The 12,482-nt window shown below is 32.9% G+C and carries 14 protein-coding genes and 1 other annotated feature (1 of these 15 running past the window's edge); of the genes, 5 read left to right on the top strand and 9 right to left on the bottom strand.

The features are described from left to right. Positions 1-2 precede the first annotated feature (2 nt). The 3 genes from ACFX4E_RS24445 (at position 3) to ACFX4E_RS24435 (ending at position 2,404) form a co-directional block, all read left to right on the top strand. The gene (locus ACFX4E_RS24445; protein WP_043980840.1) at positions 3-230 is read left to right on the top strand and encodes a hypothetical protein; all 228 of its coding nucleotides are present in this window, start codon (positions 3-5) and stop codon (positions 228-230) included. A gap of 282 nt (positions 231-512) precedes the next feature. Further along, a complete protein-coding gene (gene brnQ, locus ACFX4E_RS24440) occupies positions 513-1,859 on the top strand; it encodes a branched-chain amino acid transport system II carrier protein (RefSeq protein ID WP_098525976.1) in 1,347 nt (448 codons plus the stop codon). A gap of 272 nt (positions 1,860-2,131) precedes the next feature. Then, positions 2,132-2,404 carry an HU family DNA-binding protein gene (locus ACFX4E_RS24435; RefSeq protein WP_013083575.1) on the top strand — a complete coding sequence of 91 codons (273 nt, stop codon included), beginning with the start codon at positions 2,132-2,134 and terminating at the stop codon, positions 2,402-2,404. Positions 2,405-2,499: 95 nt separating this feature from the next. Here ACFX4E_RS24435 and ACFX4E_RS24430 read toward each other — a convergent pair whose 3' ends face one another. The 4 genes from ACFX4E_RS24430 to ACFX4E_RS24415 form a co-directional block, all read right to left on the bottom strand. After that, positions 2,500-3,711, bottom strand: coding sequence for a Ger(x)C family spore germination protein (locus tag ACFX4E_RS24430; protein WP_377259511.1), 1,212 nt, complete (start codon positions 3,709-3,711; stop codon positions 2,500-2,502). Continuing rightward, positions 3,695-4,822, bottom strand: a complete 1,128-nt coding sequence (locus ACFX4E_RS24425) for a spore germination protein (RefSeq protein WP_377256639.1) — start codon at positions 4,820-4,822, stop codon at positions 3,695-3,697. The genes ACFX4E_RS24430 and ACFX4E_RS24425 overlap by 17 nt, the downstream gene beginning before the upstream one ends. A 640-nt stretch (positions 4,823-5,462) precedes the next feature. Further along, entirely contained in the window at positions 5,463-5,660 is a 198-nt protein-coding gene (locus tag ACFX4E_RS24420; RefSeq protein WP_098525980.1) for an IDEAL domain-containing protein, read from the bottom strand. 1,022 nt (positions 5,661-6,682) lie between these two features. Next, entirely contained in the window at positions 6,683-7,135 is a 453-nt protein-coding gene (locus ACFX4E_RS24415; RefSeq protein WP_247807467.1) for a YoqH family protein, read from the bottom strand. Positions 7,136-7,286: 151 nt separating this feature from the next. Between ACFX4E_RS24415 and ACFX4E_RS24410 the strand changes: the two genes are divergently transcribed. Beyond that, complete coding sequence (locus ACFX4E_RS24410; protein WP_377259517.1) at positions 7,287-7,790, top strand: hypothetical protein; 504 nt, start codon at positions 7,287-7,289, stop codon at positions 7,788-7,790. Between the two features lie 128 nt (positions 7,791-7,918). Here the strand turns inward: ACFX4E_RS24410 and ACFX4E_RS24405 are convergent, their stop codons facing one another. The 5 genes from ACFX4E_RS24405 to ACFX4E_RS24385 form a co-directional block, all read right to left on the bottom strand. Further along, positions 7,919-8,335: a hypothetical protein gene (locus ACFX4E_RS24405; protein WP_377579917.1), complete on the bottom strand. Its 417-nt coding sequence runs from the start codon at positions 8,333-8,335 to the stop codon at positions 7,919-7,921. A gap of 92 nt (positions 8,336-8,427) precedes the next feature. Beyond that, a complete protein-coding gene (locus tag ACFX4E_RS24400; RefSeq protein ID WP_377259523.1) occupies positions 8,428-8,829 on the bottom strand; it encodes a DUF4304 domain-containing protein in 402 nt (133 codons plus the stop codon). Between the two features lie 93 nt (positions 8,830-8,922). Then, positions 8,923-9,606: a DUF2711 family protein gene (locus ACFX4E_RS24395; RefSeq protein WP_377259526.1), complete on the bottom strand. Its 684-nt coding sequence runs from the start codon at positions 9,604-9,606 to the stop codon at positions 8,923-8,925. A gap of 91 nt (positions 9,607-9,697) precedes the next feature. Then, complete coding sequence (locus tag ACFX4E_RS24390; RefSeq protein ID WP_377259529.1) at positions 9,698-10,291, bottom strand: hypothetical protein; 594 nt, start codon at positions 10,289-10,291, stop codon at positions 9,698-9,700. A gap of 221 nt (positions 10,292-10,512) precedes the next feature. Then, complete coding sequence (locus tag ACFX4E_RS24385) at positions 10,513-10,770, bottom strand: SunI/YnzG family protein (RefSeq protein ID WP_098526020.1); 258 nt, start codon at positions 10,768-10,770, stop codon at positions 10,513-10,515. Between the two features lie 316 nt (positions 10,771-11,086). On the opposite strand from ACFX4E_RS24385, the gene ACFX4E_RS24380 reads away from it, so the two are divergent. Further along, a complete protein-coding gene (locus ACFX4E_RS24380) occupies positions 11,087-11,881 on the top strand; it encodes an alpha/beta fold hydrolase (protein WP_377259532.1) in 795 nt (264 codons plus the stop codon). 558 nt (positions 11,882-12,439) lie between these two features. Next, positions 12,440-12,482 (top strand) — a binding site (T-box leader) (it continues 185 nt past the right edge of the window).

The following is a 12,482-nucleotide window of genomic DNA, read 5'->3' as shown; positions in this document are numbered from 1 at the left end:
TTATGGTAAAAAATAAGGTAGGAAAGTTAAAGATCTTTACGGTAGACTATTCTATATTAAAAAACAATAAAATAATCAATAATTCTATAGTCATCCAATCCATCAATAATCCAGATGAAATTGTAAGGTTAGCTAAACTAGATATATCTACAAAAGAAAGAGTGTTCATTCAAAATGTAAAGATTTTAAGATTTAAGTCCATCCTATCTCATGGGCATAATTTAGAATAGGAAAACTCGTAAAAAAAGGAATTTACTTATAATAGCAAGAGCTTATTTTAACGATGTTATTGAGATATTTTACTTGTTTTATTAGATGCCTAGGGCATCTTTTTCTCTTTTCTCATATGTTCGAGAGCTATAGGAAAAGTCGAATTCCTATTTATCGTAATGCCACGACAAGCCAAAACAGGAAAAGGCCGAAAAGTTCTCTAAAAAACCCTGTACATTCTTTCGGCCTCTTGTTTCATTTATATAAAAATAGTGAAAGTTGTTATTTTATGGAGGTTTTATATGTCGGATAAAGTGCCATTTTCATTTATAGTAGTTATTGGTTTAATGTTATTTGCTCTATTCTTCGGGGCAGGAAATTTAATTTTCCCACCAATGCTTGGTCAATCAGCAGGAATAAATATTTGGTCAGCTAATGCCGGATTTTTAGTAACCGGAGTTGGGTTACCGTTACTTGGTGTGTTAGCATTTGGTTTTTCAGGAAAAGATGATGTACAGTCACTAGCAAGTCGCGTACACCCTGTGTTTGCTCTTATATTTACAACCGTACTTTATTTAGCGATTGGTCCTTTATTTTCCATACCAAGAGCAGGAACCGTTTCTTTTGAGATAGGCGTCAAACCTTTTTTGGCGGAAGATCTAGACCATATACCTTTATTTATTTTCACCATCATCTTTTTTAGCATCACATGCTTTTTCTCACTAAACCCTGTTAAAACTATCAATATTATCGGAAAATTCCTAACGCCTATTAAGTTAACATTTATTGGAATTCTTGTAGCGATGGCTTTTATTAATCCGATTGGGGATTTTCAGGCACCTACGAAGAACTATAAAATTCACTCATTTTTCAAGGGATTTCAGGAAGGTTATTTAACAATGGATGCTCTTGCAGCTTTTGTTTTTGGAATTATAATTATTAATGCTATTAAGGAAAAAGGCGCAAAAACAAAAAAACACATTATGACTATTTGTGCAAAGGCAACAGGAATTGCTGCGATTATCCTAATAACCATTTATACGGCTCTTTCTTACATGGGTGCTTCAAGTGTAGAAAAACTTGGACACTTAGATAACGGAGGTACTGTTTTGGTAAAAGTCTCGAATTATTATTTTGGAGCTTACGGTGGAATATTATTAGGATTAATGATTACGGTAGCTTGTTTAACAACTAGTGTAGGACTTGTTGCTTCTTGTTCTTCATTCTTTCATAAACTATTTCCAAAGATACCTTATAAAATACTTGCTATTAGTCTATGTGGTTTTAGTGCAATCGTTGCTAACATCGGGTTAACACAGTTAATTGCTATTTCTATACCTCTATTAACAGCTATTTATCCATTAGCTATTGTATTGATATTCTTAACTTTTTTTCATCCTTTATTTAAAGGAAAAACTGAAGTTTATCAAGGGAGCTTACTTTTGACATTTATTATTAGTCTATTTGATGGATTAAATACGGGCGGTATTCACATTTCATCTATTAATAGTTTCTTTATTAGAGTTCTCCCTATGTACAAAGTAGGACTAGGTTGGATTGTTCCAGCTATTATTGGAGGATTAATAGGTTTTAGCATAGTACAAGGAAAAACCCTTCTTAATTACAGGTCATCTAGACTGAATAAATAATAAATATTCTGATGCAAAGGTTACATCCATTTGAAAATAGGAGAAACTCGTCAAAAAGGAAGCTTTGTTCTTATTGAGCAAAGCTCCCTTTTTGACGAGTTTCTTCTGTCTTGAATGGGGTTCATTTTGTCTTAAAGCAAATCTCAGCATCTAGTTTATTAGATAACTTTTTAAATCCTCAAATGAGTGCTTATATTTGAACATTTTATAAAGACTGTGATATGTTCTACATATACATACTATATATGCAGTAAGAAATGAGGTATTTACATATGAAAAAAGCTGAATTAATCGATGCAGTTGCAACAAAATCAGAACTAACGAAACAAGATACTAAAAAAGCTGTAGATGCATTGTTTGAAACGATTTCTAATACACTTGCTAATGAAGAAAAAATTCAATTGATTGGATTCGGTACATTTGAAGTACGTGAACGTGCAGCTCGTACTGGACGTAATCCCCAAACTGGTGAAGAAATGACGATTCCAGCTTCAAAAGTTCCTGCGTTTAAACCCGGAAAAGAATTAAAAGAAGCTCTTAAATAAGTATAGGATGAATACTTTTCAGAAAGCCTCAAGGTTATTCCTTGGAGCTTTCTTTCATTTTTGACATCAAAATAAGCAAAGTTAAACTTAAAAGCTTACTTCGTTGATCCTGACGCTCCATAATCTTTAATCCTTAATTTCACATCGTAGTTAATCGGAACTCCACTAAATGTTTGATCCCAATTCTCTTTAGCCCTCATCCATACTCTAGGATGCTTAATTCTCAATCGATTTCCGAAACCCGCAACATCGACTCGATATTCTTTTTGCATTTTTTCTAGTACGTTTTTTACCAGGTACTTTACTTTTTTTTCTGAAGTTTTTTGTGCGTTCTGCAAAAATTGATTGTTAAAAGTGCTCCCTGAGGTCACCCAACTTTCAGATAGCCTTCCCACTGATTCAACGTGTACATCAAAAGAGATATTATTTCCTTTCACATAGGGTTGAATGTGACTTTTCATAGACTCTATTTCATATACGATCAGCTGACCGGTCTTTTTATCAAAGCTTTTTACTAGGCCACCTTTTCCTTTACCTGTGATCCAAGTCAGACCATCCAGTTCTTCCTCATTCAAAAAACCAATCATTTTGTTTGTTTTTCCTTTAATTATACCTGCACCTTCAAATTTGATTTCTCCATTTGCTGATACTACATTTTGCAACAGAAAACTAGATTGTGATTGGATCTTGCTCTCTAGTTTAATAAGCGACATAGGAGGTAAAATTCTCGTTGTTCGATAGGCATTTTCCACCATTGCAGACAAACGAAATGCTGGGATCTCTCCTGCTGTTTTTGATTCGAGTGTGTCGCTTGCTCTCCCTTTACTAATAAACATTAGACAACTTGGTCTAAAATCATTGTCACGAAGACTTTGATCCACTAATTGTTCCAAACTATACGATCGTGCAAGGGCCTCGCCGATAACCATCACTTTCATATGGGGACTAGTTAAAGGAGTATCATTTCTTAAAGATAATTCACGAATCATTTGAAAAGCAGAATCTCCTGTTTCAGACACATTTACATAAGATTTCTGTTGAGGACCTCCTTGTTTAGTGGTTGAACTTGCCACTTGTGGGGTGATAAGTTGATAGGTTGACGTAATCAGGTTCTTTCTCGCATATCCCCCTCCTTGTTCATCAAATTCTTTTTCAATCATGGACTCCTTCCCCTTATCAAGCGCCACACCTACCCCTAAACTTCTTTCTTCAATTTCATGACTACTCCAGCAGCCCATCAGAGGAACGAGCAAAAAAACAGAAAGTAAAACCAATAAGAACTGTATGTGATTAAAGTTGTGTTTCATACTTTCTCCCCTTTACTTTTGAAATGATGAGAAGAAGCAGTGGCAAAAAGCCAAATAAAACTAAGGCAGCGTTGCCAACCATATCCCCTACTTTAAATACATCATTGATGTTTTTGGGGATCATGGAAATGAGATAAATAACGGGAAGCACGCCATACATAAATGGATGAATGTTCTTTTGGAAAAGTTGAGATAGTCCTAATGAAGCAGCGTAATGGTTAACAGTAAAAGAAGTAAACATTTGCATAATCCATACCACCAGCAACAGAGAATCAAATCGTTCAAAAATCAAACCAGTCAGCTCAAAACTTCGTATCAAATCAAGTGTGGGCCATGTTCTTGTAACTACTCCATCAACTGATAACGCTCCGATCACCATTACAACAGTAATCACATAAATGAATAAAGGAATAGTAATTCCAACTAGTACAGCTTTTCCTGCTTTGTGTGGTTCTTTCATAAAAGCTAAAATGATTAACATGATTTCAGGACCCGTGAATGCAAGAGCAGTTGTTTTTATGCCTTTTAGCACCGGAGTGATACCTGAACCTAGTACCGGGCGCAGATTGTCTACTTCAAATATTTTGATACTCATAAAGGCAACAAGTAAAAAAAGAATAACCGTAATAGGTAATATAATCTCAAATAGACGAGCAATTGGATTTATCCCCCCTCTGATTAGGTAGAGACTTGCCCACATAAAGGGCATAATAATAGCCCATTTAGGGGTTCCTTCCAACAATAGATATCCTGTTACTTCTGCCAATGAACGGGCATGAAAACCACCAAGTACTAAAAAATAACCTATTATGAAGAAACTAAATAACTTGCCCATCCATTTCCCTACAATTTCTTGACTGTATTGATAAAACGTTTTTTTAGGAAATTTTCGACTTAATTTCACCATAATTACTCCTGCTATCATGGCAATTATTCCGCCTAAAATAACACTTAACCAAACATCTGGTGTTTTTACTTGTTCCGTCACTGTCCTGGGCAAAGTAAGAATTCCTGTTCCAAGTATAAAATTGATAACAACCACGGTTGCTTGAGGTGTCGTAATACGATCGTTTGAATTGAGCATTATCCACAGTTCACTTCCTTTCATCATAAGCTACCCTTTTCGTAAGGCTGTTTCAATTGGGATTCTGCTGAAAAATCAGCCATCAATGATGACAAAGTATGTTTATCAATAAGATCTCTATCTGATAGTCCTTCAACGAAGACTGCATGCTTGAATGCCGGTACGTCCTATAATAAACTCCCTAAAATGAACGTTAGAATTATAACCAATTTCTTCCAAACCCTTTACATTTGAATTGAAATCACGTGTAAATGGATTAGCTAAATTTTTAGATACAGATTCCTGTTTGTTTTCAATTTCATCACTCTTCCTCTGAAGTACGAATCCAATTAAACAATCTAGAGATTATATATGGAATAAAAAATGCTATTAACACTTGTATAAAAACTTGCCACTCTGGAAGATAGGAAACCATTGATTTCCCCATACTAATCACCCTATTTACCTTTATATTAAGAAGGGGCTAGACACAAACACCCTTAAAATATCGTTATTTACTCCATAAGAAATTCTTTTATTTACCAGGTAGTATTATTCTTCTATTTATTTCTTATACAAAGGGAAGTTAATCTGATTTGAATATAGGAGAAATTTATGAAAAGAAGCCTTTGCTCTTGTTGAGCAAAGGCTTCTTTTGACGAGTTTCTTCTATGTTATATTGTTTTTATTAAGAGACAGATTTTAATTTCTCTGTTAAACGTAAAAAAGCTTCTTTATCTTTATTCTTTAAGGAGTGATCAATTTTCTCGAGGATTTTACTTCTTTTAAAGTCATTCATCATTTGATCCAAAAACAATTCAGCCAACATTTCATCACGCAAATTTGGATCAACCGAATCCATTCCGTTAAGTACATTATTTCCCATAAAACGTCAACCCCTTTATCTTTTCTCTTTTGCAAACAGTATTCCCTTTTGCGCTCTTTTTATGCAAGGTTGATAGATGAAGTGAGACATAGAATAATATGTAATATGCATGATTACACTCCTATATTAATTTTAGATATTTTTTAGATATCTTCAATTGGATATAACAACATAATTAATAGATAATTGCTTAAAGAGAAATGATAGTGATGATCAATTCATTATATTTATCAGAGAAAAGATAAAAATTAGCTTTTGAAGATAAACGTTTTATTAATTACACTTATTGACGACACATAGAGATTTAATCTCTTCTCATATACCACTCTACCCTCTATTTATCTTTTAAGAAATTGTTTTATTCACTTTATCTTAATGTAAAATTTATAAGTATTTATCATTAAGGCATTTTTAATAAGTTAAGTTAATTTAAAAATATAAAATCAATTTATTTTATGTAAAGAAGTAAATATATAAACTACCTTATAAAAATAATAGTTTTAATATTTACTCTTACTGACGACAAATACGCAGTTTTTCTACAAGGCATGTAATAGTTAACACTATTTTTAATAAAATACGTTAACCATTACTTCTATTAATAAAATTAAATTAAATTTACTTAAAAATCTATATACATTTTAATCTCGTATCATTCTCTATAAGATTATACAATTTATATATAGATAGAGAATAACTCCATATTTGTCGTCAGTTAGAGTAAATGGTAAAACCTTAATAATAAATGAAATAATTTATTATTTACTTAAATGACAACAGGAATTATATGAGGTTATTTTTTAAAAACAGAGTCTATTAAAACATTTAATTTTAAATTTATATGTATATGAATCTATAAATCTGGTCAGACTAATAACATATTCCCCCTATTCTAATAAATTTGAAAAACCTTTGTCTATATGGACAAAGGTTTCTTTTTTAATCACCTACATAAAGTTTAGGAATATTGAATGAGCATGTATTAAACTAAACGAATCGTTTCAAGTAGTAGGCTATTTAGCTCAATTACAAGATGAAAGGGTACCTTGTAAGAGTGGTGATCCTAATTTTTCTGTTTTAGAATTTGAAGGGCGCACCTGTATCTTGACGTTTTTCATCTCTTCCGTAATCCAATCGAACTTTCCAGCCCACGTAACGCCATCTTCTTCAGGTGTAGAATATAGTTTAAAACGCCAACTAATGTAACCTGGAATGGTTGCAAATCCTTCATATTGATCATACCTACCATAAGTAGAAGGGTGAGGGAGGTGGGCAGCCATAATACTAATGTTTGTTCGAGCAAAACTGGGTGGATTCAATTGTACTTTGTAAATTAGAGCTGTGCCTTTTGCGTTTTTTAAATGTTTATCTAAAGGTTCTAATATCAGACTACAAGGCATTTTACTTGCATTGGCTTGATATGGATAAACAAGTACTATAAACGATAAAACTATAACTAAGGTAAGTTTTTTCATGTTATTCCCTCACATTTTTTAGTTACTATCCCCTATTGAATACATATTTATTAGGAAGGAATCAAAGCAGCATTTACTTTAGGAAACCTGAAGGATAATCACAATCTAACTGGGCAAAAATACAACAAAATATGAATATAGGGTGAGTTATATGAATAAAAGGGCAGTTCTTTTATTGCTGATACTTAGTATTTTCGCTTATGGCACAAGTTACAGAACTGTATTTGCCAATTCAACAGAAGAAAGAAATCAACCTGAGAAAGCTTGTAGCGAGGAATTTGAAGAGTATCATAAAAAACTTGATGATAGGGTGCTAAGAGATATTGTTAAAAGTTATAGCTTAGATTTATCTGGGTTTCAGGAATTCACAAACAGAGAATTAGATTTAAAAGCAGGAGATAGCATGAATGACCACTCTGATCAGATCTCATTGCAACACTTGTTTGTCGGAGGTAGCATTGGATCAATGAGATTATTTTTGGAAAATGGCTTAGAAGGAACAAGAGGATATTTCCTTTATAAGAGAGTTGACGGAAATAACGTATTGAAAGTATTAAATAAAATGGGGAACATTTGGGTTGTTATGACAGTCGATGAAAAAAAAGCAGAAAAACTTGAGCAGAAGCCTTTTAATTGGGACAAATGTGCTGATTAAGTAGACCAAAGAAGCAAGCGTTCTGTGCTCGCTTCTTTTAACTTTCACCAAAATTCATTGCGAAAAATAGCATACCTAACATGATAAGTAGTGGGATTACAACAAAAGAGGTCAACTTAGATAAAGCTTTATTTATCAATCCCACCAAACTCCAAACACTTTATGATTAGGATACAACTCTGGAGCAATAGGGGGGTACCAAACATATAACCTTCCTCGATCTCGTCAGGTTCTAAGGTTTTAACCCATTCCTCTATTTCTTCGGGATTAGCGCTTGATAGGATATAGATTCTTTCCGAAAATGGCCAATATTCCCCGTCTTCAACTTCCATAATTTCAACAAGTACATCTTGTACACTTGGCTTACTTTTAATCTCAAATAAAACAGAATAAAAAGTATCAATTCCTGGATGGTCCATAAGGTTACAGCCAATAGAGCCTTCATCTTCATTACCTTCGAAAAACTCTTCTAGAGACACTAAAGGTGCAGTTTGTGCATCAGGATAACCCTGTTCATATATCTTCTTTATCAAATTATCTTTCATACAATATCCCTGCCTTTTGAGCACTTATAACTATGAATATCATATACAACTTAAGTGTACACAACAACTTTTATAGTTACTTAATTATGGTATTAAACCCACCAATTAGGAGAAGAATTCCACCATTCTTCTCCTTCTTTCAATGATTCTCTTACGTTCAATGAAATCACTTCTGTGTTATCTTTATTAAATTCAAACATTTCACCTATTTCTTTTCCTAACCTTTGTCTATGGGGGGTATCAATATTATAGACCTTTACCTTGTTAGGTGTATAAAACATTTGAGATACATCTATATGACCTTCTGGAGAACATTTAGAAACCTCTATGTAGAGAACTCCACCCCAAGCACTAAATTGAAACATTAACAAATCAACACGATTCTCCAGTTTCCGATAAAAATGAGGAAAGGAACCTTTAAAACCACGATCTCTCAAAGTAGGAATAACATTTTTTCTTAAAGAATTAATCATATTATCTCTTTCAACAGACACTTTAGCACTCCTTACTCTTTCCTTCGTAATAGCCCTATTACAGCCTATATACTATAGTCTTCTAGTTACCATAAAATCATTTTTAGGCACCTACTAAAGGAACCAACTAAGAGATGTTTCTTTATCACATATTAAAGCTTCAAGATTAACGGACTTAATTGTGTTCTCAATATTTATTTCTTTGGCTAGAAGCAATGTTGTAAACGAATCATAGATGCTCATAAACGCAAAACCCATATTTTTATCTGTAATAATTAAATCATTAGGGGATAAGTTACCTATTTCTAAAGGTGACTTATCCTGGGCTTCAAATGAACCATTCATGCCATAAATAGGTTCAGAGAAATAGAGAGTATTTGAGTTCTTTGAACAAAGAACTTTTAATAAACTATCGATTATAAATAATGAAGTGCGATCAGAATCTGGATAATATAAATCAGGAGTAATTTCAAGATAGGAGTTGAATAGATTGGCCAAATCCTCCCTTTTATATTGATATCTAAGCGCACCGGTAGAAGTATGCAGTGCTAATGACAATTCCTTATAAGATTTTAAATTACTCTTGGACATTACTTCTTTCCATGATATAGGTTCGCTAAGGTTAATCATTTCCTCATCACTAGGATATATATTCTGATAAGGATTTTCTCTCTTTGATTTTTCCCAGCCATTGGGCATCTGAATAAAAGGATGAAATAGAATAGCAGCAGACTTAAAGTCATTAGGTAATTGAGGTAAAATAGGTAAATCCCAGTCTAACCGTATATAATCCAACAATATAGGAACATCTCCTTTTAATGTACTTAGTTAGGTATATTTTATATGTATAGAACATTTACTTCTAGTTACCATAATCCATATACCGGAATCAAAAATGGAATGGGCTTATTTGTTTAATAACGAACGACAGACCAAAGGAAACAAACATTATTACTATTAATTGCTTTCGAGATTGGTAAAAGATGAAACACAAAATAACAGACATAATTAATTCTTCAATGTGATTTAATGCAATATAAAAAAATCCTGAACCTAGCGAAAGAGTTAACATCAATGCTATAGGCAGTGCTGGTAAAATCCAAGATAAACTGGTATTATTTTTAGCACTCCATACAATTACTGCTAGGAAAGGAGACACTACTGCGAGAATACTCCAATATATAATATCACTGGTTGAAAAAACGCCAAATAGATAGGCTGAATAGAGATAATAACTAATAAGCATTCCTATAAAAAATATGAATGTGTTAAGAGCAGAATCAATCTGTGTTTTGCTATATGCAGCTATTGTTGTAGCAATTAATATCCAGATGCCTAACCTTGTAAATAGATCTCCTAAATACGAGGGAATATTCATTAACCAATTTCCATCGTAACCAGTGAAAGTATCTAAGTACTTAGACACTATTCCTAAAGTTACACCTAGAATTAAACATAAAAAAAATGATCGTTGTTTCTTCACTTTAATCCTCCAATACTTTTACCTTTTTAAACTCTCCTTATAGTTTAATAATGATTAATATAAATTTCCAATAATTTTAAATTATGTAAATTAAATTTTCTGTTTGCCCCGAATTAAGCTATATTTAGTTACCACAATATAAATTCCCGATAGTAAAGCTAAATATTAATGGCCACATCTACGGTTAGATATGGCCATTATATGTACATAAAAATTATTGATTATGAGTGTATTCTGTTTAAGATTGTTGCCCTGTTTGTAGTGAAAAGTATATAATCTTGCTTCTTAGTTTTAATGAAGATTCGATCAGTTGTTCCATATGGAGGACCTATACGGATTGCATCAGCTTCTTTACCGCCATATGTATCATCTTCCGTAACTTCAATAATATCCTCTAGTGCAATATTAAATTTAGCAAGTTGCCATTTTATGATTAATTCTTTTTCTGTTTTCTTAACATCGATCCCCACTGTAAACATATAAACATCTCCCTTTTTCCTTATAATTACATTTTAACACATTATAAAGAGAGAACTGAATGAATATCATATGCGAGTCTAGTTAACATAGTGTAGCTTACAGGAACGAAAAAGAGCACATAATCATTTGCCAGTGCTCTTTTTCTCTTTTTTAGATATTAATACAGATTAATATATAAACCAATAAACTAATGGTTATACAATGATCAAAATAAATCCATTTTCAAAAGAAATTTTGTTAAGATTACAATATATGTATGGGAACATCAAATGTTCATGCAGATACATTTGGCATACACAGAAAGGGGAAAGAAATTTGTCGATTTACCATAAAGTAATTGGAGATGGATATCCCATCGTTATGTTGCATGGTTGGACACTTGACCATCAAGTGATGTTAAATGCAATGGAACCGTTATTCGAGAAACGAAGCCATTGGAAGAGAATATACATAGACTTACCAGGGATGGGCAATTCCGAGCCTCAATTATCTATTCAGAACTCTGATAATATTTTAGAAGCGATATTATGTCTTTTGGACGAAATTATACCTGACCAACAGTTTATTGTTTGTGGCAATTCATATGGAGGATACATTGCCAGAGGTATAGTTCATTCACGTCAGGAAAAAGTTCGTGGATTACTACTAATGGCACCATTGATTATACCTGAACATGATGAAAGAGTGGTGCCCCAACAGACTGTTCTAAAGAAAGACAACGACTTGATATCACGTTTGTCTCCAGAGGAGGCTGATGAATTTTGTTCCATGGGGGTAGTCCAAGGTCAAACTGAATGGGAGAGGTTTCAAAATGAAATTTTACTTCCTTCTAAACAAACAAATCATGAATTTGTAAACAGCATTCGTCAAAATGGATATGGCTTTACCTTTGATATTTCATTTAAACTTGAGCATCCCACACTCATTATAACAGGGCGTCAGGATAATGTAGTGGGCTATCAGGATGCGTGGCAACTAATCGAAGATTACCCAAGGGCCACTTTTGCAGTGCTTGATATGGCTGGTCACAACCTACAAATTGAACAAACTGATGTATTTAATGAATTAGTGCATAACTGGTTAAACAGACTTGAACTGGACAACCTTTGATTGGTATAACTTATCTTTATACTCATACTTAACATAATACCTCTTTCCGGAAGACATCATCAAAGAGACCCCTTGCCGCATAAGGGGTTTGTTGAGTTCTCTTTTTATGGTTTATGCAGCTTTTTATACATCCTTGATTTATCAATGTTTGGCCTCGGGCTGAGTGACAAATAGATGAATAAAAAGTGCACCTTTTATTCATATGCGACATATGTAAAATATAGTATATATGGTAAAGATATGATATTATTAGTTATGGTGCTATGCTATGATTCTTCACTAAGTTTGAATCATGAAGAAGCAACCTCGTCCGCCATGTCGGGGTTGCTTTTTATTTTGCTATTTTTCTAACTCAACGAAATAGGATTACGTAAATTACTTTATGTTTGTGTAGGTCTCATTTTTTATGCATATGCCAGCTCCTCTAAATTAGTTTTTAGGGAGAAATTTACGTGCATATCTGAAACATAAATTAATTCTAATTAATTACATATTTAGAATTAAGTATTGACATTTACAAATAATATAAATTATAATTCTATTTATTGGAAATGAACATGTTGAGCGTTGAAAAGGACACGAATTATTTTTATATTTCTTT

Source organism: Priestia sp. YIM B13491, assembly GCF_042787605.1.
Taxonomy (GTDB): Bacteria; Bacillota; Bacilli; order Bacillales; family Bacillaceae_H; genus Priestia; species Priestia megaterium_E.
The sequence above is the reverse complement of the archived record's forward strand: the minus strand, read 5'-3'. Positions and strand labels throughout refer to the sequence as shown.

Excerpts from the sequence above, each read along its gene's own strand:
- ACFX4E_RS24445 (WP_043980840.1), top strand. The coding sequence starts at position 3 with ATGGTAAAAAATAAGGTAGGAAAGTTAAAGATCTTTACGGTAGACTAT.
- brnQ (WP_098525976.1), top strand. The coding sequence starts at position 513 with ATGTCGGATAAAGTGCCATTTTCATTTATAGTAGTTATTGGTTTAATG.
- ACFX4E_RS24435 (WP_013083575.1), top strand. The coding sequence starts at position 2,132 with ATGAAAAAAGCTGAATTAATCGATGCAGTTGCAACAAAATCAGAACTA.
- ACFX4E_RS24430 (WP_377259511.1), bottom strand. The coding sequence starts at position 3,711 with ATGAAACACAACTTTAATCACATACAGTTCTTATTGGTTTTACTTTCT.
- ACFX4E_RS24425 (WP_377256639.1), bottom strand. The coding sequence starts at position 4,822 with ATGATGAAAGGAAGTGAACTGTGGATAATGCTCAATTCAAACGATCGT.
- ACFX4E_RS24420 (WP_098525980.1), bottom strand. The coding sequence starts at position 5,660 with ATGGGAAATAATGTACTTAACGGAATGGATTCGGTTGATCCAAATTTG.
- ACFX4E_RS24415 (WP_247807467.1), bottom strand. The coding sequence starts at position 7,135 with ATGAAAAAACTTACCTTAGTTATAGTTTTATCGTTTATAGTACTTGTT.
- ACFX4E_RS24410 (WP_377259517.1), top strand. The coding sequence starts at position 7,287 with ATGAATAAAAGGGCAGTTCTTTTATTGCTGATACTTAGTATTTTCGCT.
- ACFX4E_RS24405 (WP_377579917.1), bottom strand. The coding sequence starts at position 8,335 with ATGAAAGATAATTTGATAAAGAAGATATATGAACAGGGTTATCCTGAT.
- ACFX4E_RS24385 (WP_098526020.1), bottom strand. The coding sequence starts at position 10,770 with ATGTTTACAGTGGGGATCGATGTTAAGAAAACAGAAAAAGAATTAATC.